At 41.2% G+C, this 25,344-nt stretch carries 36 protein-coding genes; all 36 read left to right on the forward strand.

The annotated features are described in order from the left end of the window. Positions 1–105: 105 nt before the first annotated feature. The 36 genes from rpoC (at position 106) to rplQ (ending at position 24,990) form a co-directional block, all read left to right on the forward strand. Positions 106–3,714 (forward strand): DNA-directed RNA polymerase subunit beta', encoded by a 3,609-nt coding sequence (gene rpoC / locus NST12_RS00645; protein ID WP_341027677.1) that lies wholly within the window; start codon positions 106–108, stop codon positions 3,712–3,714. 133 nt (positions 3,715–3,847) lie between these two features. Further along, positions 3,848–4,099, forward strand: a complete 252-nt coding sequence (locus tag NST12_RS00650) for a 50S ribosomal protein L7ae-like protein (RefSeq protein ID WP_003354792.1) — start codon at positions 3,848–3,850, stop codon at positions 4,097–4,099. A gap of 94 nt (positions 4,100–4,193) precedes the next feature. Continuing rightward, the gene (gene rpsL, locus NST12_RS00655; RefSeq protein WP_003354791.1) at positions 4,194–4,613 is read left to right on the forward strand and encodes a 30S ribosomal protein S12; all 420 of its coding nucleotides are present in this window, start codon (positions 4,194–4,196) and stop codon (positions 4,611–4,613) included. A 35-nt stretch (positions 4,614–4,648) separates the two neighbouring features. Then, the gene (rpsG, locus tag NST12_RS00660) at positions 4,649–5,119 is read left to right on the forward strand and encodes a 30S ribosomal protein S7 (RefSeq protein ID WP_003354790.1); all 471 of its coding nucleotides are present in this window, start codon (positions 4,649–4,651) and stop codon (positions 5,117–5,119) included. A 181-nt stretch (positions 5,120–5,300) separates the two neighbouring features. Beyond that, positions 5,301–7,379, forward strand: coding sequence for an elongation factor G (fusA, locus tag NST12_RS00665; protein ID WP_341100029.1), 2,079 nt, complete (start codon positions 5,301–5,303; stop codon positions 7,377–7,379). Positions 7,380–7,507: 128 nt separating this feature from the next. Then, positions 7,508–8,695 (forward strand): elongation factor Tu, encoded by a 1,188-nt coding sequence (gene tuf / locus NST12_RS00670; RefSeq protein ID WP_048622373.1) that lies wholly within the window; start codon positions 7,508–7,510, stop codon positions 8,693–8,695. A 145-nt stretch (positions 8,696–8,840) separates the two neighbouring features. Continuing rightward, complete coding sequence (locus tag NST12_RS00675) at positions 8,841–10,202, forward strand: IS1182 family transposase (protein WP_003354354.1); 1,362 nt, start codon at positions 8,841–8,843, stop codon at positions 10,200–10,202. Positions 10,203–10,616: 414 nt separating this feature from the next. Beyond that, on the forward strand, positions 10,617–10,925 hold the full coding sequence (rpsJ, locus tag NST12_RS00680) for a 30S ribosomal protein S10 (RefSeq protein ID WP_003354783.1): 309 nt from the start codon (positions 10,617–10,619) through the stop codon (positions 10,923–10,925). A gap of 34 nt (positions 10,926–10,959) precedes the next feature. After that, complete coding sequence (gene rplC / locus NST12_RS00685) at positions 10,960–11,592, forward strand: 50S ribosomal protein L3 (protein ID WP_003354782.1); 633 nt, start codon at positions 10,960–10,962, stop codon at positions 11,590–11,592. A gap of 29 nt (positions 11,593–11,621) precedes the next feature. Continuing rightward, positions 11,622–12,245, forward strand: a complete 624-nt coding sequence (rplD, locus tag NST12_RS00690) for a 50S ribosomal protein L4 (RefSeq protein WP_327797716.1) — start codon at positions 11,622–11,624, stop codon at positions 12,243–12,245. Beyond that, positions 12,245–12,529: a 50S ribosomal protein L23 gene (gene rplW / locus NST12_RS00695; RefSeq protein ID WP_003354780.1), complete on the forward strand. Its 285-nt coding sequence runs from the start codon at positions 12,245–12,247 to the stop codon at positions 12,527–12,529. Before rplD ends, rplW begins: the two co-directional genes overlap by 1 nt. A 26-nt stretch (positions 12,530–12,555) precedes the next feature. Continuing rightward, entirely contained in the window at positions 12,556–13,386 is an 831-nt protein-coding gene (gene rplB / locus NST12_RS00700) for a 50S ribosomal protein L2 (RefSeq protein ID WP_048622376.1), read from the forward strand. A gap of 60 nt (positions 13,387–13,446) precedes the next feature. After that, on the forward strand, positions 13,447–13,725 hold the full coding sequence (gene rpsS, locus NST12_RS00705; RefSeq protein WP_048622377.1) for a 30S ribosomal protein S19: 279 nt from the start codon (positions 13,447–13,449) through the stop codon (positions 13,723–13,725). An 18-nt stretch (positions 13,726–13,743) separates the two neighbouring features. Next, positions 13,744–14,085 carry a 50S ribosomal protein L22 gene (gene rplV, locus NST12_RS00710; RefSeq protein ID WP_048622378.1) on the forward strand — a complete coding sequence of 114 codons (342 nt, stop codon included), beginning with the start codon at positions 13,744–13,746 and terminating at the stop codon, positions 14,083–14,085. Between the two features lie 3 nt (positions 14,086–14,088). Beyond that, complete coding sequence (gene rpsC, locus NST12_RS00715) at positions 14,089–14,745, forward strand: 30S ribosomal protein S3 (RefSeq protein WP_003354776.1); 657 nt, start codon at positions 14,089–14,091, stop codon at positions 14,743–14,745. Between the two features lies 1 nt (position 14,746). After that, the gene (gene rplP / locus NST12_RS00720) at positions 14,747–15,181 is read left to right on the forward strand and encodes a 50S ribosomal protein L16 (RefSeq protein WP_003354774.1); all 435 of its coding nucleotides are present in this window, start codon (positions 14,747–14,749) and stop codon (positions 15,179–15,181) included. Then, entirely contained in the window at positions 15,171–15,374 is a 204-nt protein-coding gene (gene rpmC, locus NST12_RS00725) for a 50S ribosomal protein L29 (RefSeq protein ID WP_003354772.1), read from the forward strand. Before rplP ends, rpmC begins: the two co-directional genes overlap by 11 nt. A gap of 19 nt (positions 15,375–15,393) precedes the next feature. Next, entirely contained in the window at positions 15,394–15,657 is a 264-nt protein-coding gene (gene rpsQ, locus NST12_RS00730; protein ID WP_003354771.1) for a 30S ribosomal protein S17, read from the forward strand. 45 nt (positions 15,658–15,702) lie between these two features. Next, positions 15,703–16,071, forward strand: coding sequence for a 50S ribosomal protein L14 (rplN, locus tag NST12_RS00735; protein ID WP_003354770.1), 369 nt, complete (start codon positions 15,703–15,705; stop codon positions 16,069–16,071). Positions 16,072–16,113: 42 nt separating this feature from the next. Further along, positions 16,114–16,425, forward strand: a complete 312-nt coding sequence (gene rplX / locus NST12_RS00740; RefSeq protein ID WP_341100030.1) for a 50S ribosomal protein L24 — start codon at positions 16,114–16,116, stop codon at positions 16,423–16,425. 26 nt (positions 16,426–16,451) lie between these two features. Beyond that, positions 16,452–16,991 carry a 50S ribosomal protein L5 gene (rplE, locus tag NST12_RS00745; RefSeq protein ID WP_003354768.1) on the forward strand — a complete coding sequence of 180 codons (540 nt, stop codon included), beginning with the start codon at positions 16,452–16,454 and terminating at the stop codon, positions 16,989–16,991. 32 nt (positions 16,992–17,023) lie between these two features. Continuing rightward, positions 17,024–17,209 (forward strand): type Z 30S ribosomal protein S14, encoded by a 186-nt coding sequence (locus NST12_RS00750; protein WP_003354767.1) that lies wholly within the window; start codon positions 17,024–17,026, stop codon positions 17,207–17,209. 30 nt (positions 17,210–17,239) lie between these two features. Further along, entirely contained in the window at positions 17,240–17,638 is a 399-nt protein-coding gene (gene rpsH, locus NST12_RS00755; protein WP_003354766.1) for a 30S ribosomal protein S8, read from the forward strand. A gap of 32 nt (positions 17,639–17,670) precedes the next feature. Next, positions 17,671–18,207 (forward strand): 50S ribosomal protein L6, encoded by a 537-nt coding sequence (rplF, locus tag NST12_RS00760; RefSeq protein ID WP_048622379.1) that lies wholly within the window; start codon positions 17,671–17,673, stop codon positions 18,205–18,207. Between the two features lie 32 nt (positions 18,208–18,239). After that, positions 18,240–18,602, forward strand: coding sequence for a 50S ribosomal protein L18 (gene rplR, locus NST12_RS00765; protein WP_003354764.1), 363 nt, complete (start codon positions 18,240–18,242; stop codon positions 18,600–18,602). 21 nt (positions 18,603–18,623) lie between these two features. After that, positions 18,624–19,124 (forward strand): 30S ribosomal protein S5, encoded by a 501-nt coding sequence (gene rpsE, locus NST12_RS00770; protein ID WP_003354763.1) that lies wholly within the window; start codon positions 18,624–18,626, stop codon positions 19,122–19,124. A gap of 12 nt (positions 19,125–19,136) precedes the next feature. After that, positions 19,137–19,319, forward strand: coding sequence for a 50S ribosomal protein L30 (rpmD, locus tag NST12_RS00775; protein ID WP_003354761.1), 183 nt, complete (start codon positions 19,137–19,139; stop codon positions 19,317–19,319). 33 nt (positions 19,320–19,352) lie between these two features. Then, positions 19,353–19,793 carry a 50S ribosomal protein L15 gene (gene rplO, locus NST12_RS00780; RefSeq protein WP_003354760.1) on the forward strand — a complete coding sequence of 147 codons (441 nt, stop codon included), beginning with the start codon at positions 19,353–19,355 and terminating at the stop codon, positions 19,791–19,793. Continuing rightward, positions 19,793–21,085 carry a preprotein translocase subunit SecY gene (gene secY / locus NST12_RS00785; RefSeq protein ID WP_341100031.1) on the forward strand — a complete coding sequence of 431 codons (1,293 nt, stop codon included), beginning with the start codon at positions 19,793–19,795 and terminating at the stop codon, positions 21,083–21,085. The genes rplO and secY overlap by 1 nt, the downstream gene beginning before the upstream one ends. Before the next feature lie 49 nt (positions 21,086–21,134). Then, positions 21,135–21,788, forward strand: a complete 654-nt coding sequence (locus tag NST12_RS00790) for an adenylate kinase (protein ID WP_341100032.1) — start codon at positions 21,135–21,137, stop codon at positions 21,786–21,788. A 482-nt stretch (positions 21,789–22,270) separates the two neighbouring features. After that, positions 22,271–22,489 (forward strand): translation initiation factor IF-1, encoded by a 219-nt coding sequence (gene infA, locus NST12_RS00795; RefSeq protein WP_003354757.1) that lies wholly within the window; start codon positions 22,271–22,273, stop codon positions 22,487–22,489. A gap of 35 nt (positions 22,490–22,524) precedes the next feature. Then, complete coding sequence (gene rpmJ / locus NST12_RS00800; RefSeq protein ID WP_003156543.1) at positions 22,525–22,638, forward strand: 50S ribosomal protein L36; 114 nt, start codon at positions 22,525–22,527, stop codon at positions 22,636–22,638. Between the two features lie 21 nt (positions 22,639–22,659). Next, positions 22,660–23,025 (forward strand): 30S ribosomal protein S13, encoded by a 366-nt coding sequence (gene rpsM / locus NST12_RS00805; protein WP_003354756.1) that lies wholly within the window; start codon positions 22,660–22,662, stop codon positions 23,023–23,025. Between the two features lie 24 nt (positions 23,026–23,049). Beyond that, on the forward strand, positions 23,050–23,439 hold the full coding sequence (gene rpsK / locus NST12_RS00810) for a 30S ribosomal protein S11 (RefSeq protein WP_003354755.1): 390 nt from the start codon (positions 23,050–23,052) through the stop codon (positions 23,437–23,439). Between the two features lie 165 nt (positions 23,440–23,604). Continuing rightward, positions 23,605–24,549: a DNA-directed RNA polymerase subunit alpha gene (locus tag NST12_RS00815; protein ID WP_003354754.1), complete on the forward strand. Its 945-nt coding sequence runs from the start codon at positions 23,605–23,607 to the stop codon at positions 24,547–24,549. A gap of 45 nt (positions 24,550–24,594) precedes the next feature. Further along, on the forward strand, positions 24,595–24,990 hold the full coding sequence (gene rplQ / locus NST12_RS00820; protein WP_003354753.1) for a 50S ribosomal protein L17: 396 nt from the start codon (positions 24,595–24,597) through the stop codon (positions 24,988–24,990). Positions 24,991–25,344 lie beyond the last annotated feature (354 nt).

Genomic DNA, 25,344 nt, shown 5'->3' on the forward strand with positions numbered 1-25,344 from the left:
ACTCAGAAAAGATTTTTGGCAGATAGGTCGTTCCTCCCGGATGACAAAATAGGGAGGAACGATTTAAAACTTGCAAAGCTCTATATAAAAAGGGAGGTAGGCCCCTTGCTAGATGTAAATAATTTCGAGTATATGAAAATCGGTCTAGCGTCTCCGGATAAAATCCGGTCTTGGTCTTACGGTGAAGTAAAAAAACCCGAAACGATTAACTATCGAACTCTCAAACCAGAAAAAGACGGCTTATTCTGTGAACGTATTTTCGGTCCAACAAAAGACTGGGAATGCCATTGCGGAAAATATAAAAGAGTGAGATATAAAGGTGTTGTATGTGATCGTTGCGGTGTGGAAGTCACTAAATCGAAAGTTCGTCGGGAAAGAATGGGCCATATTGAATTGGCTGCGCCAGTGTCCCACATTTGGTATTTCAAAGGAATTCCAAGCCGCATGGGACTTGTCTTGGACATGTCGCCTAGAGCCCTAGAAGAAGTTATTTATTTTGCTTCTTACGTTGTGACGGATCCTGGGGAAACAACATTAGAGAAAAAACAACTCCTCTCTGAAAAAGAATACCGTACGTATAGAGAAAAATACGGAAATAAATTCCAAGCATCAATGGGTGCAGAAGCTATTAAAAAGCTTTTACAAGACATCGACTTGGATAAAGAAGTAGAAACATTAAAAGAAGAATTAAAAACAGCTCAAGGGCAAAGAAGAACACGTGCTATTAAACGATTGGAAGTATTGGAAGCTTTCCGTAATTCCGGCAATAAACCGGAATGGATGGTTTTAGATGTTCTTCCGGTTATTCCTCCTGAACTGCGCCCAATGGTTCAACTTGACGGAGGACGTTTTGCTACTTCCGACTTAAATGATCTGTACCGGCGGGTTATCAACAGAAACAATCGGTTAAAACGTCTTTTAGATTTAGGTGCTCCTAATATTATTGTTCAAAATGAAAAAAGAATGCTGCAAGAAGCAGTCGATGCTCTTATCGATAACGGACGTCGCGGTCGACCTGTAACTGGACCTGGAAATCGCCCGCTCAAATCTCTTTCTCATATGCTGAAAGGGAAACAAGGTCGTTTCCGTCAAAACTTGCTAGGAAAACGTGTTGACTATTCTGGTCGTTCTGTTATTGTTGTAGGTCCGAACTTAAAAATGTATCAATGCGGACTGCCGAAAGAAATGGCGCTTGAACTCTTTAAGCCTTTTGTAATGAAAGAGCTTGTTGAAAAAGGATTAGCGCACAACATTAAAAGCGCTAAAAGAAAAATTGAACGAGTTCAACCAGAAGTATGGGATGTACTAGAAGAAGTCATTAAAGAACATCCTGTATTGCTGAACCGTGCCCCAACGCTTCACCGTTTAGGAATTCAAGCGTTTGAACCAACATTGGTAGAAGGTCGCGCCATTCGTCTTCATCCGCTTGTTTGTACAGCTTATAATGCGGACTTCGATGGAGACCAAATGGCTGTTCACGTTCCTTTGTCTGCAGAAGCACAAGCAGAAGCCCGGATGTTGATGTTGGCTGCTCAAAACATCTTGAACCCTAAAGATGGTAAACCAGTCGTAACGCCATCTCAAGATATGGTGCTTGGTAACTATTATTTAACGCTTGAACGAGAAAATGCAGTCGGAGAAGGAATGGTCTTCAAAGATGCGAACGAAGCTTTGATCGCTTATCAAAATGGCTATGTTCATTTGCACTCTCGTATTGCGGTTCATGCCGGTTCGCTTCATAACCAAACCTTTACAGAAAAACAAAATAAACAATTATTGATTACGACTGTAGGAAAACTTATTTTCAACGAAATTTTGCCAAACACATTCCCATACATTAATGAGCCAACAAAAGAAAATTTGGAAGGTAAAACGCCGGAAAAATATTTTGTGGATCCAACGGTGGATGTGAAAGAACATATTAAAAAACAACCGCTTATCCAACCGTTTAAGAAAAAAATCTTGGGAAGCATCATTGCGGAAGTGTTTAAACGTTTCAAAATCACGGAAACTTCGAAGATGCTTGACCGGATGAAAGACCTCGGTTTCAAATATTCTACAAAAGCAGGAATTACGATCGGTATTGCCGACATCGTCGTATTGGCTGAAAAACCGCAAATTTTGCAAGAAGCTCAAGCTAAGGTCGATACGGTCATGAAACAATTCAAACGAGGTCTTATTACAGAAGATGAACGATATGATCGGGTTATTTCCATATGGAGTGCTGCCAAAGATCAAATCCAAGGCAGATTGATGGAACACTTAGATAGAACAAACCCAATCTTCATGATGAGTGATTCCGGTGCCCGTGGTAATGCTTCGAACTTTACGCAGTTAGCTGGTATGCGCGGTTTAATGGCAAACCCGGCTGGCCGGATTATTGAATTGCCGATTAAATCCAGCTTTCGTGAAGGTTTAACCGTACTCGAATACTTCATTTCCACTCACGGTGCTCGTAAAGGTCTTGCTGATACGGCGTTGAAAACTGCCGACTCTGGTTATTTAACACGACGTTTGGTCGACGTTGCGCAAGATGTCATTGTCCGGGAAGAAGATTGCGGAACGGATCGCGGTTTGTTAATTTCTTCGATCAAAGATGGTACAGAAGTAATCGAACCTTTAGAAGAACGTCTTGTTGGCCGCTACTCCAGAAAAACGGTGAAACATCCGGAAACAGGAGAAATTCTTGTTCGCGAAAACGAATTGATTACAGAAGATACAGCAAAAGCGATTGTGGATGCTGGAATTGAACAAGTTTGGATCCGTTCTGCCTTCACTTGCAACACACGCCATGGCGTATGTAAAAAATGTTACGGAAGCAACTTGGCGACTGGACAGGAAGTGGAAGTCGGCGAAGCTGTCGGTATTATCGCTGCTCAATCCATCGGGGAACCTGGTACGCAATTAACAATGCGTACATTCCATACAGGTGGTGTAGCAGGAGACGACATCACGCAAGGTTTGCCACGTGTCCAAGAGTTGTTTGAAGCCCGTAATCCGAAAGGGCAAGCGGTTATTTCTGAAATTGACGGTGTCGTTACAGCGATTAACGAAGGTCGAGATCGTCAATACGAAATAGTGGTTCAAGGCGAAGTTGAAACTCGAACTTATACAGCTCCTTACACCGCAAGATTAAAAGTAAGTGTGAATGATAAAGTAGAACGTGGACAGGAAATCACGGAAGGATCCATCGATCCGAAAGAATTGCTCAAAGTTCGCGATGTGTCCGCGGTTCAAGAATATCTGTTGAAAGAAGTTCAAAAAGTTTATCGTATGCAAGGGGTTGAAATCGGCGATAAACACATTGAAGTTATGGTAAGACAAATGCTTCGGAAAGTACGTGTCATTGATGCCGGTGATACCGATGTACTTCCAGGTTCATTACTGGATATACATCAATTTAAAGAAGCAAACCGAAAAGTATTATTGGAAGGTAAGACCCCTGCAACCGGTCGTCCGGTGCTGTTAGGAATCACAAAAGCATCTTTGGAAACAGAATCTTTCTTATCCGCAGCTTCGTTCCAAGAAACAACTCGCGTGTTGACAGATGCTGCCATCAAGGGCAAACGGGACGAATTGCTTGGATTGAAAGAAAATGTCATCATTGGTAAGCTTGTTCCAGCAGGTACGGGAATGCAGCGTTATCGCAAATCAGAACCGGTTGTTACAAAAAAAGCTAAAGAAAAAGAGGAACAGCCTGTAGCACAAAATTAATCACCTATCCGGCGCCGGTCTTCACCGGTGCCGGATGAAAATTTTCATTCTGACGTTGACATTAAAAATTGAAAGTGTTATTATATTCAAGGTGCTCCTATCTATACCTTGTTACTTTGGAGGATGTTTCAATATGTCTTATGAAAAAGTAGCACAGGCAAAAAAAGTGATTATAGGAACAAAACAAACAGCAAAAGCCATCAAGAATAATCGTGCCCTAGAAGTAGTCGTTGCTTCCGACGCTGATAGCAGAGTCGTCGAAGCAGTGATTCAAGAAGCGAAACAATCGAATGTACCTATTACTTATGTCAGTTCGATGAAAAAGCTCGGAAAAGCTTGTGGGATCGATGTTGGTGCAGCGGCTGTTGCTATTGTCAATGAATAGCGTTTTTGTAGATGACTACAAAAACTTTGTTTTTGCCAAAAAATGAACCACCTGGATGTGTGGGCTTAAACAAAAACGAAGGGAGGAAAATTTCATGCCTACAATTAACCAATTAGTACGCAAACCTCGTAAATCTAAAATAACTAAATCTAAATCTCCGGCGCTTAATAAAGGATTAAACAGCTTTAAGAAAGTACAAACAGATGTATTTTCGCCTCAAAAGCGCGGAGTATGTACACGTGTTGGTACAATGACTCCGAAAAAACCGAACTCTGCATTGCGTAAATACGCTCGTGTTCGTCTGTCAAACGGTATTGAGGTTACTGCTTATATTCCTGGTATCGGACATAACCTCCAAGAACACAGCGTTGTGCTCATTCGTGGAGGACGTGTAAAAGACTTACCAGGGGTTCGTTATCATATTATTCGTGGAGCATTAGATACTGCGGGTGTTGAAAACCGCAAACAAGGCCGCTCAAAATACGGTACGAAAAAACCAAAAGAGAAAAAATAATGCACAAATAATCAGTATCGAAAGGAGGAAATCATATGCCTCGTAAAGGACCAGTGGCAAAAAGAGACGTTTTGCCAGATCCCATTTACAATTCAAAGCTAGTCACTCGTTTGATCAATAAAATTATGATCGACGGAAAAAGAGGAAAAGCGCAAAAAATTCTTTACTCTGCATTTGATATCATTCGTGAACGTACAGGCAAAGATCCTATGGAAGTGTTTGATCAAGCACTTAAAAATATCATGCCTGTATTAGAAGTAAGAGCACGTCGTGTTGGTGGAGCCAACTATCAAGTTCCGGTTGAAGTTCGTCCAGAACGTCGCACCACTTTAGGACTTCGTTGGTTAGTGAACTATGCTCGTCTTCGTGGTGAAAAAACAATGGAAGAACGTTTAGCCAACGAAATTATGGATGCTGCCAACAACACAGGTGCAGCAGTGAAAAAACGCGAAGATACTCACAAAATGGCTGAAGCTAACAAAGCTTTTGCACATTATCGTTGGTAAGAATGGACCGACACTTGCTGTTTCTTGAAATTTCGTCAGAGGGGATTTATTTATCCCCTTATGATGGATAAGGGTGTTGGACCTGAATTTTTGTTCTGAATCTCCTTGAAACTTACGAGATGATCGGGAGATTGCTAGCGGGATTTATTTTATTATTTTGTGAAGGAAGGAGAAAGACAACATGCCAAGAGAGTTCTCCTTAGAAAAGACTCGCAATATCGGTATCATGGCTCACATTGACGCCGGTAAAACAACAACAACTGAGCGTATTCTTTTCTATACGGGACGCATTCATAAAATTGGGGAAACCCATGAAGGTGCATCCCAAATGGACTGGATGGAGCAAGAACAAGAACGCGGTATTACGATCACTTCTGCCGCTACGACTGCTCAATGGAAAGGTCATCGTATTAATATCATCGATACTCCTGGGCACGTGGATTTTACTGTAGAAGTTGAACGTTCCTTGCGCGTACTTGACGGTGCCGTAGCTGTTCTTGATGCCCAATCCGGGGTTGAACCGCAAACAGAGACTGTTTGGCGCCAAGCTACTACATACGGAGTTCCCCGTATTGTGTTTGTCAATAAAATGGACAAAATCGGAGCAGACTTTTTATATTCTGTTAAAACGCTTCATGAGCGTCTTCAAGCAAATGCGCATCCTGTCCAACTTCCAATTGGTGCGGAAGATCAATTTGAAGCGATTATTGACCTGATTGAAATGAAAGCATACTATTATGCTGACGATTTAGGTTCTAGTATCGAAGAACGTGAAATTCCAGATGACTACAAAGAACAAGCAGAAGAATATCGTAACAAACTAATCGAAGCTGTTGCGGAACTGGATGAAGACTTAATGATGAAATACCTTGAAGGTGAAGAAATTACAAACGAAGAATTAAAAGCAGCTATTCGAAAAGCAACAGTCAATGTTGAATTCTTCCCTGTGTTCTGTGGTTCTGCTTTTAAAAACAAAGGTGTTCAGCTAATGCTGGACGGTGTGATCGATTATCTTCCGTCTCCAGTGGATATTCCATCTATTAAAGGAACGATCCCGAATACAGACGAAGAAGAAGAACGCCATGCAAGCGATGACGAACCATTCTCTGCTTTGGCGTTTAAAGTAATGACTGACCCTTATGTTGGTAAATTAACGTTCTTCCGTGTTTATTCTGGAACGTTGAACTCTGGTTCTTATGTATTGAACTCGACGAAAAATAAACGTGAACGCGTTGGACGTGTTCTTCAAATGCACGCTAACCACCGCCAAGAAATCTCAACCGTTTATGCGGGAGATATTGCAGCGGCTGTTGGTTTAAAAGATACTGGAACTGGAGATACTCTATGTGATGAAAAGAACCCAATTATTTTGGAATCCATGGAATTCCCGGATCCGGTTATTAAGGTTGCTATTGAGCCGAAATCAAAAGCCGACCAAGATAAAATGTCCATCGCATTAAGCAAGCTTCAAGAAGAGGACCCAACATTCCATGCCCATACTGATACGGAAACAGGTCAAACCATTATCGCAGGTATGGGAGAACTTCATCTTGATATTATCGTCGACCGTATGAAACGGGAATTCAAAGTAGAAGCGAATGTAGGTGCTCCTCAAGTTGCTTATCGCGAAACGTTCCGTAAATCTGCTCAAGTGGAAGGAAAATTCGTTCGTCAATCCGGTGGTCGTGGTCAATACGGACATGTTTGGATCGAATTTTCGCCAAATGAAGAAGGAAAAGGTTTCGAGTTCGAAAATGCGATTGTCGGAGGAGTTGTTCCTCGTGAATATATCCCAGCTGTACAAGCTGGTTTGGAAGACGCTATGCAAAACGGTGTTTTAGCTGGTTATCCTTTAATTGACATCAAAGCAAAACTCTTTGATGGTTCTTACCATGATGTCGACTCCAGTGAAATGGCGTTCAAAATTGCGGCGTCTATGGCGTTGAAGAACGCTGCTTCGAAATGTGATCCGGTTCTTCTTGAACCAATCATGAAAGTAGAAATTGTTATTCCTGAAGAATATTTAGGAGATATCATGGGCGATGTTACTTCCAGACGCGGAAGAGTGGAAGGCATGGAAGCTCGCGGAAATGCTCAAGTTGTAAAAGCGTTTGTACCGCTCGCTGAAATGTTTGGTTACGCAACATCCTTGCGTTCCAACACTCAAGGCCGCGGAACATACACTATGCACTTCGATCATTACGAAGAAGTTCCGAAGAGCATCGCTGAAGAAATTATTAAAAAAAATAAAGGCGAATAATTGATTTATAGTGAGCAATAAAGTATAAATAACATTGTAAGTTATGGTATCTTTGAAGATAGGGACACTTCTATCTTCAAAGCCCCATATATATACTTAACCTTATTTTGTAAAAGGAGGATTCCCTAATGGGTAAAGCAAAATACGATCGCTCAAAACCACACGTTAATATTGGTACAATCGGTCACGTTGACCATGGTAAAACAACTTTGACTGCTGCTATTACCACTGTTCTTGCTAAACAAGGTAAAGCAGAAGCTCGCGCATATGATCAAATCGACGGTGCTCCTGAAGAACGTGAACGCGGTATTACTATTTCTACTGCACACGTTGAATATGAAACAGACAAACGCCACTATGCGCACGTTGACTGTCCAGGACATGCTGACTATGTTAAAAACATGATCACTGGTGCAGCACAAATGGATGGAGCTATCCTTGTTGTATCTGCAGCTGATGGTCCTATGCCTCAAACTCGCGAACACATTCTTCTTTCTCGTCAAGTAGGTGTTCCTTACATCGTTGTATTCTTAAATAAATGCGACATGGTTGACGACGAAGAATTACTTGAATTAGTTGAAATGGAAGTTCGCGATCTTCTTTCTGAATATGAATTCCCTGGTGACGACATTCCTGTCATCAAAGGATCTGCTCTTAAAGCTTTAGAAGGAGATCCTGAATGGGAAAGCAAAATTATTGAATTAATGGATGCAGTAGACGAATACATCCCAACTCCAGAACGTGAAGTTGACAAACCGTTCATGATGCCAGTAGAAGACGTGTTCTCTATCACTGGACGCGGTACTGTTGCAACTGGTCGTGTAGAACGCGGTCAATTGAAAATCGGAGACGAAGTAGAAATTATCGGTTTATCTGATGAACTTAAGAAAACGACTGTTACTGGGGTTGAAATGTTCCGTAAAATTCTTGACTATGCAGAAGCTGGTGACAACATCGGTGCCCTTCTTCGTGGTATTTCCCGTGAAGAAGTTCAACGCGGTCAAGTATTAGCAAAACCAGGAACCATTACTCCTCATACAAAATTTAAAGCGCAAGTATATGTTTTGTCTAAAGAAGAAGGTGGACGTCATACTCCATTCTTCTCAAACTATCGCCCTCAATTCTATTTCCGTACTACTGACGTAACGGGAATTATCACTCTTCCAGAAGGCGTAGAAATGGTTATGCCTGGTGATAACGTTGAAATGACAGTAGAATTGATTGCGCCAATCGCTATTGAAGAAGGAACAAAATTCTCTATCCGTGAAGGCGGACGTACAGTAGGCGCTGGTTCTGTATCTAGTGTCATTGAATAATCGATAGTCAGTTAGTATTTATAATATGAAGCAACAGCACGACTAATGTCGTGCTGTCAGACTGTCGACAAATCCGAAAAAACCGGATTTGCCGACAGTCTTTTTTTGTATAATTAAGATACCGTAATGAATTGAGGTGGATGAAGTGCTAACAAAAAATACACAGATGAATCGTGATCAAATAGAAATGATAGCTTTAGACCAACTTGTACCTGCAGATCATTTGGTTCGTAAAATCGACGCTGCTATTGATTTTTCATTTATCTATTCGCTTGTTCAAGACATGTATTCATCGGAAAGAGGTCGACCAAGTATTGATCCAGTTGTATTGATTAAAATGGCTTTCATCCAATATACCTTCGGTATTCGTTCCATGCGAAAAACTATAGAGGAAATCGAAACGAATCTGGCTTACCGTTGGTTTCTTGGATTTGGTTTTTATGATAAGGTACCTCACTTTTCAACGTTTGGGAAAAACTACGAGCGACGCTTTAAGGATACAGACTTATTTGAACAGATATTCTATCGCATTTTGAAAGAAGCTGCAGATAAGAAGCTGATAAGCAGTGAGCATGTCTTTATTGATTCTACTCATGTCAAAGCGAGTGCGAATAAGCATAAATTTGTGAAGAAAGTGGTTCGAAAAGAAACGAAAGCCTATCAAGCACGTCTACAAGATGAGATAAATGCTGATCGAGAAGCACATGGAAAAAAGCCATTTCCTCCAGATAAATTTGGGAAAGAAGAATATAAAGAAATAAAAGAAAGTACCACTGATCCGGAAAGTGGTTACTACGTAAAAGACGAGCGAACAAAACAGTTTGCTTACTCATTCCATGCTGCTGCGGATCGAAATGGCTTTGTTTTGGGGGCTATTGTAACGCCAGGGAATATTCATGACAGTTCCGTATTGGAGCCACTTCTTGAAAAAGTCATAGAAAAACATGGAAAACCGGTTGTAGTTGCTGCTGACGCTGGATATAAAACTCCCGCCGTTGCCCAATACATATTTGAAAATGATATGACCCCTGCTTTACCTTATACTCGCCCTCGTACAAAGGATGGTTATTTCAAAAAACATGAGTATGTTTACGATGAATACTACGATTGTTATCTTTGTCCGCAAGGACAAGTGTTAAAATATGCAACTACGACGAAGGAAGGCTATCGTCAATATTTTTCTGATCCAGTCCAGTGTAAAGATTGTCCATTCCTCTCGAAGTGCACCCAAAGTAAGGAGCATAAAAAACTGATTCAGCGACATGTATGGGAATTTTATTTAGAGGAAGCTGATCATCTTCGGCATACACAAGAGAATAAGAGCATTTATGCAAGACGGAAAGAAACCATTGAACGTGTTTTTGCTGATGCAAAGGAAAAGCATGGTATGCGTTGGACAACCTTAAGAGGTCTAAAAAAATTGTCCATGCAGGCGATGCTAACTTTTGCTGCAATGAATTTGAAAAAGATGGCTTGCTGGACATGGAAAAGTCCAGCAATAACATAAAATAGACCCCTGGAGGGGTCTATTCCAAACATTTGAAAGCATAAAAGTGACAAAAGGCATCCGAAAGCGCACATTCGGATGCCTTTTGTCTACACTCTGACAGCACGACTAATGTCGTGCTGTTGCTTTTTTTGTTTCATCGTTTTTATCCTTACAAGTTAATCTGCGGCCATTGATTATCCACCATCTTGAATTTGCGGCAATACCCCAGTATAATAGTGGAGGCTATTTCTATTGTCTGTTTAAATAGTGTTGCATTTGCACCATTTTTTATGTATAATAGACAATGTTGGTTTTTGACTGTGATGAAGTGGAAGGTTGCTGACACACCCGGCCGCTTTGCCATGGCGAGTGTGTGAGGAAATTTCCATGGAGAATGTCTATTTGAAAATAGGCGGAGAAGGAGGGAAAATAATGGCAAAACAAAAGATTCGCATTCGTTTAAAAGCTTATGATCACAGAATTTTAGATCAATCTGCTGAAAAGATTGTGGAAACTGCGAAACGCTCTGGCGCTGCAGTATCTGGTCCGATTCCGTTGCCAACGGAAAAATCGGTTTATACAATTCTTCGTGCTGTGCACAAATATAAGGATTCTCGTGAACAATTTGAAATGCGCACTCATAAGCGTCTGATTGATATCGTGAATCCAACACCACAAACGGTTGATTCACTTATGAGATTAGACCTTCCATCTGGTGTTGACATTGAAATTAAATTGTAAAGATAAAGCAGATCATTATTAGGAGGTGTGACTGATGACCAAAAAAGGAATCTTAGGAAGAAAAATTGGCATGACGCAAGTGTTTGCAGAAAATGGTGATTTAATTCCGGTAACTGTTATTGAAGCAACTCCGAATGTTGTGTTGCAAAAGAAAACAGTTGAAACGGACGGTTACGAAGCTATTCAATTAGGATTTGAAGATCTACGCGAAAAATTAGCTAACAAACCGCAAAAAGGCCATGCTGCAAAAGCAAACACTGCTCCTAAGCGCTTCATTCGTGAAATTCGCGGGGTTGATCTCAGCCAATATGAAGTTGGTCAAGAAGTCAAAGTTGATATTTTCGCTGAAGGCGATGTAGTAGATGTTACAGGAGTAACTAAAGGAAAAGGATTCCAAGGGGCTATTAAACGCCACGGACAATCTCGCGGTCCAATGGCTCACGGTTCTCGTTATCATCGTCGCCCTGGTTCGATGGGTCCAATTGCTCCGAACAGAGTATTTAAATCAAAAGAACTTCCTGGACGCATGGGCGGAGAACAAGTAACGATTCAAAATCTTGAAATCGTAAAAGTGGATCCTGAACGTAATGTGATCCTTATTAAAGGCAATGTTCCTGGACCGAAAAAATCGTTAGTAAAAATCCAAACTGCGGTTAAATCATTATAAAATCTGACGAAAGAAAGGAGGAAACAGGAATGCCAAAAGTAGCTTTATACAATCAAAGCGGAACTAAAGTAGGAGATATCGAATTAAATGATTCCATCTTTGGTATTACACCAAATGAACATGTATTGCATGAAGCGGTCGTAATGCAAAGAGCTTCATTGCGCCAAGGCACACATAAAGTGAAAAATCGCTCCGAAGTTAGCGGTGGAGGACGCAAACCATGGCGTCAAAAAGGAACCGGTCGCGCTCGTCAAGGTTCGATTCGTGCACCACAATGGCGCGGAGGTGGTACCGTATTTGGACCAACACCACGCAGCTACAGCTATAAACTTCCGAAGAAAGTTCGCCGTTTGGCTATCAAATCTGCACTTTCTTCTAAAGTGAATGAAAATAACATCGTAGTAGTGGATGCATTGAATTTCGATGTTCCAAAAACAAAAGAATTCACTAAAGTTCTTAAAAACCTTTCCGTAGATACTAAAGCACTTGTTGTAACGGACGGTTCCAACGAAAACGTGGTTCTGTCAGCTCGCAACATTCCTGGTGTGACTGTCATTGATACGAACGGCATCAATGTATTGGACGTACTTGGTCATGACAAATTAATCATGACGAAATCTGCCGTTGAAAAAGTAGAGGAGGTGCTTGCATAATGGATGCTCGTGATATTATTAAGCGCCCCGTTATTACTGAACGTTCAATGGAACAAACTGCCGAAAAGAAATATACTTTTGAAGTTGACGTAAAAGCGAACAAAACTCAAGTGAAACAAGCTGTCGAAGAAATTTTCGACGTGAAGGTAGCAAAAGTCAACATTATGAACTATAAAGGAAAATTCAAACGCATGGGACGTTTCGCTGGATATACAAACAAACGTCGCAAAGCGATTGTTACATTAACTCCTGATAGTAAAGAAATCGAATTATTTGAAGCTTAATTTAGCAGAAGAGGAGGGAATCAAGAATGGCGATCAAAAAGTATAAACCAACCAGCAACGGTCGTCGCGGCATGACGGTATCTGATTTTGCTGAAATTACGACTGATACCCCAGAAAAATCCTTGCTCGCGCCTTTAAATAAAAAAGGCGGCCGCAACAACCAAGGAAAAATTACTGTTCGTCATCAAGGCGGCGGTCATAAGCGCCAATACCGCATTATCGATTTTAAACGCGATAAAGATGGCATACCAGGACGCGTTGCTACGATCGAATATGATCCAAACCGCTCCGCCAATATTGCTTTAATCAACTATGTAGATGGAGAAAAACGTTATATCTTAGCTCCTAAAAATTTAAAGGTCGGCATGGAAGTAATGTCTGGACCTGAAGCGGATATTAAAGTCGGAAATGCATTGCCGCTTGCTAATATCCCAGTTGGTACAATCATTCACAATATTGAATTAAAACCAGGTAAAGGTGGACAATTAGTTCGTTCTGCCGGAACATCTGCGCAAGTACTTGGGAAAGAAGGAAAATATGTACTTGTTCGTTTGACTTCCGGTGAAGTAAGAATGATTTTAGCTGCTTGCCGTGCTACAATCGGCCAAGTTGGTAACGAACAACATGAATTAATTAATATCGGAAAAGCCGGACGTTCTCGTTGGCTTGGTAAACGCCCAACTGTTCGCGGATCTGTTATGAACCCGAACGACCATCCACACGGTGGTGGGGAAGGACGTGCTCCAATTGGACGTAAAACTCCTGTTACGCCATGGGGTAAACCGACTCTTGGATATAAAACTCGCAAGAAAAACCATAAAGGCGATAAATTTATCGTACGCAGCCGCAAAAAATAATAAGATTGCACTACGGTTCGATTTAAGAGCCGTAGAACAATCAAGAAGGGAGGTACCAATATGGGTCGCAGCTTGAAAAAAGGACCATTTGTTGATGACCATTTAATGAAAAAGATTGAAAAATTGAATGAAAGTGATAAGAAGCAAGTAATTAAAACTTGGTCTCGTCGTTCAACGATTTTTCCATCTTTTATCGGACATACAATTGCTGTTTACGATGGCCGTAAACATGTGCCTGTATACATTACTGAAGATATGGTAGGCCATAAGTTGGGAGAATTTGCACCAACTCGTACTTTCAGAGGCCATGCCGGTGACGACAAGAAAACAAGACGTTAATGAGGGGAGGTTATCCTAATGCAAGCTAAAGCTGTTGCAAAAACAGTTCGAATTGCTCCTCGTAAAGCTCGCTTAGTGGTTGATTTGATCCGAGGAAAGCAAGTAGGTGAAGCTGTTGCGATTTTACGTCTTACTCCAAAAGCAGCATCTCCTATCGTTGAAAAAGTATTAAAATCTGCTGTTGCGAATGCAGAACATAACTATGACATGGACGTAAACAATCTTGTGGTTTCTGAAGCCTATGTGGATGAAGGTCCGACTTTAAAAAGATTTCGTCCTCGCGCTATGGGAAGAGCTAGCCAAATTAATAAACGCACAAGCCACATTACGATCGTGGTATCAGAAAAAAAGGAGGGATAATTCGTGGGTCAAAAAGTACATCCTAACGGTTTGCGTATTGGTGTAATCCGTGATTGGGATTCGAAATGGTACGCAGAAAAAGATTACGCAGACCTTTTACACGAAGACTTAAAAATTCGTGAATATATTGCAAAACGCCTAGAAGATGCATCCGTTTCCCGTGTGGAAATCGAACGTGCGGCAAACCGTATCAACATCACGATTCATACTGCAAAACCTGGAATGGTTATTGGTAAAGGCGGTACTGAAGTTGAAGCTCTCCGCAAAGCTTTAAACGATTTAACCGGAAAACGAGTTCACATCAACATTGTCGAAATTAAGAAAGCTGATTTAGACGCTAAATTAGTTGCAGAAAACATCGCTCGTCAACTTGAAAACCGTGTATCTTTCCGTCGTGCACAAAAACAAGCAATCAGTCGTGCTATGCGTGCAGGCGCTAAAGGAATCAGAACAATGGTTTCAGGACGTTTAGGCGGGGCTGATATTGCTCGTTCTGAACATTACAGTGAAGGAACTGTTCCTCTTCATACTCTTCGCGCTGACATTGATTATGCACATGCAGAAGCTGATACAACTTATGGAAAACTCGGCGTGAAAGTATGGATTTATCGTGGAGAAGTCCTTCCTGCTAAGAAGAAATCTGAGGAAGGAGGAAATTAATATGTTAATGCCAAAACGTGTTAAATATCGCCGTGAACATCGCGGAAAAATGCGCGGACGAGCAAAAGGCGGTACAGAAGTTTCATTCGGAGAATTCGGCCTTCAAGCTCTTGAATCGGCTTGGATCACAAACCGTCAAATCGAAGCTGCCCGTATTGCGATGACTCGTTATACTAAACGTGGCGGTAAAGTTTGGATTAAGATCTTCCCTCATAAACCGTATACGGCTAAACCGTTGGAAGTACGGATGGGTTCCGGTAAAGGGGCTCCTGAAGGATGGGTAGCTGTTGTAAAACCAGGCAAAATCATGTTTGAAATTGCCGGTGTATCAGAAGAAGTTGCACGCGAAGCGCTTCGTCTTGCATCTCACAAACTGCCGATTAAGTGCAAGATTGTAAAACGTGAAGAAATTGGTGGTGAATCAAATGAAGGCTAATGAAATCCGTGAACTTACCACTGCCGAAATTGAACAAAAAATCAAGTCTTTAAAAGAAGAGCTCTTTAACCTTCGCTTTCAATTAGCGACTGGTCAGCTTGAAAATACTGCTCGTATTCGTGAAGTACGTAAAGCGATCGCTCGTATGAAAACTGTTATTCGCGAAAGAGAGATCGGTGTTAACAATCGATAATTGAAAGGAGGTTTGCCTAATGAGCGAACGTAATAACCGAAAAGTTTATACTGGACGCGTTGTTTCTGACAAAATGGATAAAACTATTACCGTTTTGGTGGAAACATACAAAAAACATTCACTTTACGGGAAACGGGTTAAATACTCGAAAAAATATAAAGCTCATGATGAATTAAATGAAGCAAAAGTAGGCGATATTGTTCGTATTATGGAGACTCGCCCGCTCTCTGCTACGAAACGTTTCCGCTTAGTGGAAATTGTTGAAAAAGCTGTTATCATTTAATTAATTTGTTCGGATTGATGCTCATTCCGAAGGGAGGTTACACAAATGATCCAACAAGAATCCAGATTAAAAGTTGCTGACAACTCTGGAGCTCGCGAAGTTCTTACGATCAAAGTTTTAGGTGGTTCCGGACGCAAAACCGCTAATATTGGTGATGTGATTGTGTGTACGGTTAAACAAGCAACACCAGGAGGCGTTGTCAAAAAAGGCGACGTTGTAAAAGCGGTAATTGTGCGTACAAAACGCGGTGTTCGCCGTTCTGACGGTTCCTACATCCGTTTTGATGAAAATGCTTGTGTCATTATTCGTGATGACAAGAGCCCTCGCGGAACTCGTATTTTTGGACCTGTGGCACGCGAATTGCGCGACAATAACTTTATGAAAATCGTATCTCTTGCTCCAGAAGTAATTTAATAATCCAAATATTTTTCAGGCCTTTCAAGGAGGTGCTACAAAATGCATGTAAAAAAAGGCGATAAAGTAATGGTGATCTCCGGTAAAGATAAAGGAAAAACTGGGGTTATCCTAGCGGCATTTCCTAAGAAAAACCGCGTGATTGTGGAAGGAGTAAACATTGTTAAAAAACATGCGAAGCCTTCTCAATTGAATCCTCAAGGCGGTATCATCAGCCAAGAGGCACCTATACATGTATCAAATGTTATGCCTTTAGATCCGAAAACGAATGAGCCTACCCGAGTAGGCTATCAAATTGTGGACGGTAAGAAAATTAGAATTGCTAAAAAATCTGGTCAACCATTAGATGAATAGTTTTTAGATGAAGGGAGGTATTCTAAATGAACCGCCTAAAAGAAAAATATCTTAAAGAAATTACTCCTGCATTAATGAAAAAATTCAACTACAAATCTGTTATGCAAGTACCTAAAATCGAAAAAGTAGTTGTCAACATGGGTGTAGGTGACGCTGTACAAAATGCTAAAGCATTAGACAATGCTGTAGAAGAATTGTCACTTATTACTGGACAAAAACCTCTTGTTACCCGTGCAAAAAAATCAATTGCTGGATTCCGTCTTCGCGAAGGAATGCCGATTGGTGCGAAAGTTACCCTTCGCGGCGAACGCATGTATGAATTTCTTGATAAACTAATTTCCGTTTCTCTACCTCGTGTAAGAGACTTCCGTGGTGTTTCTAAAAAAGCGTTTGACGGCCGTGGCAATTACACATTAGGAATTAAAGAACAATTGATTTTCCCTGAAATTGATTACGATAAAGTAAGCAAAGTGCGCGGAATGGATATTGTTATTGTTACGACTGCCAATACAGACGAAGAAGCACGTGAACTGTTGACTGAATTTGGAATGCCATTTCAAAAATAATCGCTCTTAACATACAAAAAGGAGGCGACATCGTGGCTAAAAAATCAATGATCGTGAAACAAAAACGGCCTCAAAAGTTTAAAGTGCGTGAATATACACGCTGCGAACGCTGCGGACGTCCACATTCCGTTTATCGCAAATTTAAACTTTGCCGTATTTGTTTCCGTGAACTCGCATATAAAGGTCAAATTCCTGGCGTGAAAAAAGCTAGCTGGTAATACCCGAATTAGGGAAGGAGGTAAAAACCTATGGTAATGACAGATCCAATTGCAGATATGTTGACTCGTATCCGTAATGCGAATATGGTTCGTCACGAAAAATTAGAACTTCCGGCTTCAAAAATCAAAAAAGAAATCGCTGAAATCTTAAAACGTGAAGGTTTTATTCGTGACGTTGAATACATTGAAGACAATAAACAAGGCATTATCCGTATTTTTCTGAAATTCGGACCGAACAACGAACGCGTAATTACTGGTTTGAAAAGAATCAGTAAACCAGGTTTGCGTGTTTACGCAAAAGCGGACGAAGTGCCTAAAGTTTTAAACGGCTTAGGAATCGCAATTGTTTCCACTTCTCAAGGTGTGTTAACAGACAAAGAAGCACGTGCTAAAAAAGTGGGCGGAGAAGTTTTAGCTTACATTTGGTAATAATTCTCTTTATGAATGGAGGTGCAGCTTAAATGTCTCGTATCGGAAAAAAACCTATTGAAATTCCATCAGGCGTTACTGTTACCGTTGAAAAAAATACCGTAACAGTAAAAGGGCCGAAGGGAAGTCTTACCCGGACCTTTAACCCAGATTTTAACATTGAAGTAAGAGAAAAAGAAATTATTGTAACACGGCCTTCTGATTCAAAAGAACACCGTGCTCTCCACGGAACGACTCGCGCACTTCTGGCCAATATGGTCGAAGGTGTTTCAAAAGGATTTGAAAAATCCCTTGAATTGATCGGGGTTGGATACCGTGCGCAAAAACAAGGTAAAAAACTTGTTTTAAACGTAGGTTACTCACATCCAGTAGAAATAGAACCTGAAGAAGGCATCGAAATCGAAGTTCCTTCTAATACGAAAATCGTCGTTAAAGGGGTAAGCAAAGAGCGTGTAGGCGCCCTTGCTGCCAATATCCGCGATGTTCGTCCACCTGAACCTTACAAAGGAAAAGGTATTCGCTATGAAGGAGAATATGTACGCCGCAAAGAAGGTAAAACAGGGAAGTAATGCCGCTTAGGTAAAGAAAGGAGTGAGCTTTGGTGATTACAAAACCAGATAAAAACAAAGTGCGCAAAAAAAGACATGCACGTGTACGTACGAAAATTTCCGGTACTTCTGCTCGTCCGCGTTTAAATGTTTATCGTTCCAATAAACACATTTATGCTCAGCTGATCGATGATACGAAAGGAGTAACTCTTGCCAGCGCTTCAACATTAGAAAAGGATTTTGATTTAGAATCCACTGGTAATGTCGAAGCTGCAGCGAAAGTGGGAGAACTTATCGCTAAAAAAGCTGTTGAGAAAGGAATTACTTCTGTTGTATTTGACCGTGGTGGATATTTATATCATGGTCGTGTAAAAGCATTGGCTGATGCTGCACGCGAAAATGGCTTGCAATTTTAAGATAAAAGGAGGGAAACTTGAATGCGTCGCATTGATCCAAACAAGCTTGAATTAGAAGAACGCGTTGTTACCGTAAACCGTGTTGCGAAGGTTGTAAAAGGTGGTCGCCGTTTCCGTTTTTCTGCTCTTGTGGTTGTAGGTGACAAAAACGGCCATGTTGGATTCGGAACTGGAAAAGCGCAAGAAGTTCCGGATGCTATTCGTAAAGCGGTTGAGGATGCAAAGAAAAATCTTTTTGAAGTACCAAGAGTAGGAACGACGATTCCTCACGAAGTAATCGGACACTTTGGTGCAGGGGAAATTCTTTTAAAACCTGCATCTGAAGGTACGGGTGTTATTGCCGGCGGTCCTGTTCGTGCCGTATTGGAACTAGCAGGTGTAGGAGATATCCTTTCCAAATCCCTAGGTTCCAACACGCCGATCAATATGGTTCGTGCAACAGTAGACGGATTGAAACAATTAAAACGTGCTGAGGATGTAGCGAAATTGCGCGGTAAATCAGTAGAAGAACTGTTAGGATAAGGAGGGAGTAAAATGGCAAACAAGTTAGCAATTACCCTCACTCGCAGCTTGATCGGTCGTCCAAAAGATCAACGTGAAACAGTTAAAGCATTAGGGCTTCGTAAACTGCATCAAACCGTTGAACATGATGATAATCCAGCCATTCGTGGTATGATCAACAAAGTGTCTCATCTTGTAACTGTGAAAGAACAATAAGGATCGATCATTGAATAAGGAGGTGCTCGAAAAATGAAACTTCATGAGTTAAAACCTGCTGAAGGGGCTCGCAAAAAACGCAATCGTGTAGGCCGTGGTATTGGTTCAGGGAACGGAAAAACGTCCGGAAGAGGTCAAAAAGGACAAAACGCTCGTTCCGGCGGTGGTGTGCGTTTAGGTTTTGAAGGTGGGCAAACACCTTTATACAGAAGACTTCCAAAACGCGGCTTTACGAATATCAATCGAAAAGAATATGCTATTGTGAACCTGGAAGCATTAAATCGCTTTGAAGACGGTACAGAAGTAACTCCAGAACTTCTGATTGAAACAGGGGTTGTCAGCAAAGAAAAAGCAGGTATCAAAATTTTAGCGAAGGGTGCTATTGAGAAAAAATTAACGGTAAAAGCTCATAAGTTCTCTTCTGCTGCTAAAGAAGCTATTGAAGCTGCCGGCGGTAAAGCCGAGGTGATTTAATGTTTCGTACAGTCTCCAATTTTATGCGCGTGGGTGATATAAGAAAAAAAATTATATTCACCCTTCTTATGTTGATTGTGTTCCGTATCGGAACCTTTATCCCAGTGCCGAACGTTAATGCCGATGTATTTAAAATGCAAGAGCAGGCCGGACTTGTTGGCTTTTTAAATACTTTCGGGGGCGGTGCATTGAGAAACTTCTCCATTTTTGCAATGGGGATCATGCCCTACATTACTGCCTCCATTATTGTTCAATTGCTTCAGATGGATGTAGTTCCGAAATTCACGGAATGGTCGAAGCAAGGTGAAGTAGGAAGAAGAAAACTGATTCAGTTTACTCGTTATTTTACGATTGTACTAGGCTTCATTGAAGCTCTGGGAATGTCGTATGGATTCAATCGTTTATATGGAGGGCTGTTAATTGTAGGTAATGGCATTGGCACCTATCTCCTGATTGCTCTTGTATTGACGGCCGGCACCGCCTTCTTAATGTGGCTGGGAGAGCAAATTACCGCTAAAGGGGTCGGCAACGGAATCTCAATCATTATTTTTGCGGGAATCGTAGCAGGTATTCCAAACGGTATTAACCAAATTTATGCGCAGCAACTTCAAAATGCTGGAGATCAATTGTTCTTAAAAATTATTGTCCTACTTCTGATTGCTGTCGCCGTCTTAGCGATTGTGGTCGGTGTTATTTTTGTTCAGCAGGCTTTGCGAAAAATTCCTATTCAATACGCTAAACGTCTTGTTGGAAGAAGCCCTGTTGGAGGACAATCTACGCATTTGCCGTTAAAGGTTAATGCAGCCGGAGTAATCCCGGTTATCTTTGCGATCTCGTTTCTCATTGCTCCTCAAACGATTGCAACTTTCTTTGGAAACGAGAAAGTCACAAGTACGATCCATAATATTTTTGATTATACAAAACCTGTCGGCATGTTGATTTATGTCGCATTGATCATTGCGTTTTCTTATTTTTACGCTTTTGTGCAAGTGAATCCAGAACAATTAGCAGATAATCTAAAAAAGCAAGGCGGGTATATTCCGGGTATTCGGCCCGGCAAAAATACGCAAGATTATTTAACACGCGTTTTGTATCGTCTTACCTTTGCAGGGTCCATATTCCTTGCAGTGGTAGCTGTACTTCCTGTTTTCTTTGTTGATATTGTAGGACTTCCCCCTTCATCACGCATTGGAGGCACCAGTTTGTTGATCATTGTCGGGGTTGCCTTGGAAACGATGAAACAATTAGAAACGCAGCTTGTAAAACGTCACTACAAAGGGTTTATCAAATAGCTTGTTTCGATGATATATATGAACTTATTTAACCTGAGGGGGTAGAAGAGTGAATCTTGTATTAATGGGGCTGCCGGGTGCCGGAAAAGGTACGCAAGCCGAAAAAATTGTCGAGAAATACGAAATCCCTCATATTTCTACTGGAGATATGTTCCGTGCAGCTATGAAGGAGGGTACGGAGCTGGGTTTAAAAGCCAAGTCTTATATGGATAAAGGCGAGCTAGTTCCCGATGAAGTGACTATTGGCATCGTTCGCGAACGTCTAAGCAAAGACGACTGCAAAAAAGGATTTCTATTAGATGGATTTCCAAGAACCGTTGCTCAGGCTGAAGCGTTAGAGTCCATTATGAGCGATCTTGGAAAAAAGATCGATTATGTGATCAACATTGATGTCGATAAAGATTTACTGTTGGAACGGTTGACAGGACGCAGAATTTGCAAAAGCTGCGGATCCACCTATCATTTAGTCTTTAATCCTCCTAAAGTGGCTGGCAAATGTGACCGATGCGGAGGAGAACTGTATCAACGGGCTGACGACAATGCGGAAACGGTTCAAAACCGCTTGGATGTCAATTTAAAACAAGCAAAACCTTTGCTTGATTTTTATGGTGAAAAAGGCTATTTGAAAAATATTGACGGCACGCAGAAAATAAATAAGGTATTTGAAGATATTGATCAACTGCTAGGCAAGCTTGCTGATTAATATATTTTTGTTTAGGCTTGATCACAAGTTTCTTGTTGAAAAGCGACCCGTTTATCGGCTATGAAACGTCTTTCAAATTGGTCATCAAGATGAATTCATCATGTGTAGCTGATAGTGGAGTGGTCAACAATGAAAATGAACATTTTCAAGATCGGTTCCACTAGGATGGTGCCGCTTCCTGTTGTGTTTTACAGGAAAGATCGCTTTTATTGACCGTTGCGATAAGAGTTGATTTGTGATGAATTGGGTGATAAAATAAGTGTTTGATCGCCTTGTAGTTTCATTTTAATGAGTGAATCTGTTTTAGGCGGTTGCTGTTTTGTTTGACCACCTGATCAAACGGCTTAAACATACCCTTTTTTAAGTGGTTTTACTTCATATAGATGGTTGTGGATGTCAGCATGTTTTTTGCAGCTTCGAGCAATGCCTAGACGATGAATCGTGAAGCGGGTCCTACAAGAAGGAAGAAGGGAGACGATACGATGGCGAAAGACGATGTTATTGAAGTAGAAGGTACCGTTACTGAGACTTTGCCAAATGCGATGTTTAAAGTGGAATTAGAAAATGGTCACACGGTGCTTGCGCACGTTTCTGGGAAAATCCGTATGCACTTCATCCGGATTTTGCCCGGGGATAAAGTAACGGTTGAGTTATCTCCGTACGACCTGACACGCGGTAGAATTACGTACCGTTATAAATAGTTTTGCACTCCGAAATAATTAAGGAGGTTTGGAAAATGAAAGTAAGACCGTCTGTTAAACCGATCTGCGAAAAATGCAAAGTCATTCGCAGAAAGGGAAAAGTTATGGTAATCTGTGAAAATCCAAAACATAAACAAAAACAAGGTTAATTTTGAAGGAGGTGCTCTTATATGGCACGTATTGCTGGTGTAGATATCCCGCGTGATAAACGTGTTGTGATTTCTTTAACTTATATTTATGGTATCGGTAAATCTACTGCTCAAAAAATCTTGGCAGAAGCTGGTGTTTCTGAAGATACTCGCGTTCGTGATTTAACAGATGAAGAAGTGAACAAAATCCGTGATCTTGTCGATAAATTAAAAGTTGAAGGAGATCTTCGCCGCGAAGTATCGCTGAACATTAAACGTTTAATGGAAATCGGCAGCTATCGTGGACTTCGTCATCGCCGCGGTTTACCTGTTCGTGGACAAAATACGAAAAACAATGCCCGCACACGTAAAGGTCCGCGCAAAACTGTAGCGAACAAGAAAAAATAATAGGTAAAGGAGGTAACACCAACAATGGCTCGTAAAACAACTACTCGTAAACGTCGTGTCAAAAAGAATATTGAAACTGGAATTGCGCACATTCGCTCTACATTTAACAATACGATTGTCACTATTACTGACGTCCATGGGAATGCTGTCGCTTGGTCAAGTGCAGGGGCTCTTGGTTTCAAAGGTTCCCGTAAATCCACTCCATTCGCAGCACAAATGGCAGCAGAAACAGCTGCAAAAGCTTCCATGGAACATGGAATGAAATCTCTTGAGGTAACAGTAAAAGGACCCGGTGCTGGACGTGAAGCTGCGATTCGTGCACTTCAAGCTGCCGGACTGGAAGTTACAGCAATTAAAGATGTGACTCCTGTACCTCATAATGGATGCCGTCCGCCAAAACGTCGCCGTGTTTAATTTTTCTGTATATTATTTGTATCTCTGTCAATAATGGGATACTAATGATATTTTTGTTTAAACAGAAAAAATCTTTTCATTGTGCACAATCGGGAACGAAAACATGGGGAATTTCGGTGATTGTTCTAGCCGGGGTTTCGACGTTTTAAAGGAGGGTATAATTGAATGATCGAGATTGAAAAACCAAAAATTGAAACGGTTGAGATCAGCGATGATGCCACTTATGGGAAGTTCGTCGTAGAACCACTTGAGCGTGGATATGGTACAACTTTGGGTAACTCCTTACGTCGTATCCTATTATCCTCACTCCCAGGTGCCGCTGTCACATCTATTCAAATAGACGGAGTTTTGCACGAGTTTTCAACAGTTGAAGGCGTCGTTGAAGATGTAACATCCATCATTTTGAACATAAAAAAATTAGCTTTAAAAATATATTCTGATGAAGAAAAGACGCTTGAAATTGATGTGCAGGGTGAAGGTGTTGTGACCGCTGCAGATATTACCCATGACAGCGATGTGGAAATTTTAAACCCTGATTTACACATTGCTACATTGGCGGAAAACGGCAGTTTGCGCATGCGGTTAACAGCGCGGCGTGGGCGCGGCTACACTCCAGCTGATCAAAACAAACGCGAAGATCATCCAATCGGCGTGATCCCGATAGATTCTATTTATACTCCAGTTTCAAGAGTGAACTATCAAGTAGAAAAGACGAGAGTTGGTCAAGTCGCCAACTACGATAAACTTTCGCTTGATGTCTGGACTGACGGCAGTATTGGACCGAAGGAAGCCGTTTCCCTTGGCGCCAAAATTTTAACAGAGCATTTAAATATCTTCGTTAATTTGACCGATGAGGCTCAAAATGCTGAAATTATGGTCGAAAAAGAAGAAGATCAAAAAGAAAAAGTTCTGGAAATGACGATTGAGGAATTGGATCTATCCGTTCGTTCCTACAACTGTCTAAAACGTGCGGGCATCAATACAGTACAAGAATTGGCAAATAAAACGGAAGAAGATATGATGAAAGTCCGAAACCTTGGACGAAAATCATTAGAAGAAGTAAAAGCCAAGTTAAATGAACTTGGGCTAAGTTTGCGTAAAGACGATTAATCATACGATTTTGTTATAGATAGCTCAACAAAGGAGGGAATCTTCATGTCTTATAGAAAGCTAGGACGTACAAGCGATCAGCGGAAAGCATTGCTTCGCGATTTGACAACAGATTTAATCATTAACGAACGCATTGAAACAACAGAAGCGCGTGCAAAGGAATTGCGCTCTGTCGTAGAAAAAATGATTACACTTGGCAAACGCGGAGATTTGCATGCTCGCCGTCAAGCAGCCGCCTTCTTGCGTCATGAAGTAGCAGATACTATTGAAGTAGAAGGTGCAGATGGAAAGAAAAAGGAAAAACCGGTTTACGCTTTGCAAAAATTGTTTAACGATGTTGCACCTCGTTATCAAGAACGCCAAGGCGGTTACACTCGCATTATGAAAATCGGACCTCGTCGTGGCGACGGTGCACCTATGGTCGTTATTGAATTAGTTTAATGACGAAGGTAGACCATTGGGGCGGGACAGTTGACAGCAACTGACCACTGCCCTTTTTCTATATTTTTGATGTACGCGATTGCAACAAAGCTTGAGCGTTATGATGAGCAATGATAAGACTCGTCTAGCTCGTGCGCCTCTTTCATTCGACATTCGTGAAAAGAGGCGCGGGCTTTTTTTGTATTTTTCGAAAATTATAATAAGATCATGCTGCTCTGCGGGCTGCAAAACAACGGTTTGATGGCGGGCTGATCTTCAGAGAAGAGATAATGCTTAGCCTGTTAAAGAAGTACTTAGCAGTGGATGTTTGGTTTATTTTGCAAGGTTCTGTTTTTCGCCGGTTGTGCGGCAATC

The organism is Bacillus sp. FSL W8-1127, from assembly GCF_038006725.1.
Taxonomy (GTDB): domain Bacteria; phylum Bacillota; class Bacilli; order Bacillales; family DSM-4216; genus Bacillus_O; species Bacillus_O smithii.

Coding starts and splice junctions, on each gene's coding strand:
- NST12_RS00650 (WP_003354792.1), top strand. CDS start 3,848: ATGTCTTATGAAAAAGTAGCACAGGCAAAAAAAGTGATTATAGGAACA.
- rpsL (WP_003354791.1), top strand. CDS start 4,194: ATGCCTACAATTAACCAATTAGTACGCAAACCTCGTAAATCTAAAATA.
- rpsG (WP_003354790.1), top strand. CDS start 4,649: ATGCCTCGTAAAGGACCAGTGGCAAAAAGAGACGTTTTGCCAGATCCC.
- fusA (WP_341100029.1), top strand. CDS start 5,301: ATGCCAAGAGAGTTCTCCTTAGAAAAGACTCGCAATATCGGTATCATG.
- tuf (WP_048622373.1), top strand. CDS start 7,508: ATGGGTAAAGCAAAATACGATCGCTCAAAACCACACGTTAATATTGGT.
- rpsJ (WP_003354783.1), top strand. CDS start 10,617: ATGGCAAAACAAAAGATTCGCATTCGTTTAAAAGCTTATGATCACAGA.
- rplC (WP_003354782.1), top strand. CDS start 10,960: ATGACCAAAAAAGGAATCTTAGGAAGAAAAATTGGCATGACGCAAGTG.
- rplD (WP_327797716.1), top strand. CDS start 11,622: ATGCCAAAAGTAGCTTTATACAATCAAAGCGGAACTAAAGTAGGAGAT.
- rplW (WP_003354780.1), top strand. CDS start 12,245: ATGGATGCTCGTGATATTATTAAGCGCCCCGTTATTACTGAACGTTCA.
- rplB (WP_048622376.1), top strand. CDS start 12,556: ATGGCGATCAAAAAGTATAAACCAACCAGCAACGGTCGTCGCGGCATG.
- rpsS (WP_048622377.1), top strand. CDS start 13,447: ATGGGTCGCAGCTTGAAAAAAGGACCATTTGTTGATGACCATTTAATG.
- rplV (WP_048622378.1), top strand. CDS start 13,744: ATGCAAGCTAAAGCTGTTGCAAAAACAGTTCGAATTGCTCCTCGTAAA.
- rplP (WP_003354774.1), top strand. CDS start 14,747: ATGTTAATGCCAAAACGTGTTAAATATCGCCGTGAACATCGCGGAAAA.
- rpmC (WP_003354772.1), top strand. CDS start 15,171: ATGAAGGCTAATGAAATCCGTGAACTTACCACTGCCGAAATTGAACAA.
- rpsQ (WP_003354771.1), top strand. CDS start 15,394: ATGAGCGAACGTAATAACCGAAAAGTTTATACTGGACGCGTTGTTTCT.
- rplN (WP_003354770.1), top strand. CDS start 15,703: ATGATCCAACAAGAATCCAGATTAAAAGTTGCTGACAACTCTGGAGCT.
- rplX (WP_341100030.1), top strand. CDS start 16,114: ATGCATGTAAAAAAAGGCGATAAAGTAATGGTGATCTCCGGTAAAGAT.
- rplE (WP_003354768.1), top strand. CDS start 16,452: ATGAACCGCCTAAAAGAAAAATATCTTAAAGAAATTACTCCTGCATTA.
- rpsH (WP_003354766.1), top strand. CDS start 17,240: ATGGTAATGACAGATCCAATTGCAGATATGTTGACTCGTATCCGTAAT.
- rplF (WP_048622379.1), top strand. CDS start 17,671: ATGTCTCGTATCGGAAAAAAACCTATTGAAATTCCATCAGGCGTTACT.
- rpsE (WP_003354763.1), top strand. CDS start 18,624: ATGCGTCGCATTGATCCAAACAAGCTTGAATTAGAAGAACGCGTTGTT.
- rpmD (WP_003354761.1), top strand. CDS start 19,137: ATGGCAAACAAGTTAGCAATTACCCTCACTCGCAGCTTGATCGGTCGT.
- rplO (WP_003354760.1), top strand. CDS start 19,353: ATGAAACTTCATGAGTTAAAACCTGCTGAAGGGGCTCGCAAAAAACGC.
- secY (WP_341100031.1), top strand. CDS start 19,793: ATGTTTCGTACAGTCTCCAATTTTATGCGCGTGGGTGATATAAGAAAA.
- infA (WP_003354757.1), top strand. CDS start 22,271: ATGGCGAAAGACGATGTTATTGAAGTAGAAGGTACCGTTACTGAGACT.
- rpmJ (WP_003156543.1), top strand. CDS start 22,525: ATGAAAGTAAGACCGTCTGTTAAACCGATCTGCGAAAAATGCAAAGTC.
- rpsM (WP_003354756.1), top strand. CDS start 22,660: ATGGCACGTATTGCTGGTGTAGATATCCCGCGTGATAAACGTGTTGTG.
- rpsK (WP_003354755.1), top strand. CDS start 23,050: ATGGCTCGTAAAACAACTACTCGTAAACGTCGTGTCAAAAAGAATATT.
- NST12_RS00815 (WP_003354754.1), top strand. CDS start 23,605: ATGATCGAGATTGAAAAACCAAAAATTGAAACGGTTGAGATCAGCGAT.
- rplQ (WP_003354753.1), top strand. CDS start 24,595: ATGTCTTATAGAAAGCTAGGACGTACAAGCGATCAGCGGAAAGCATTG.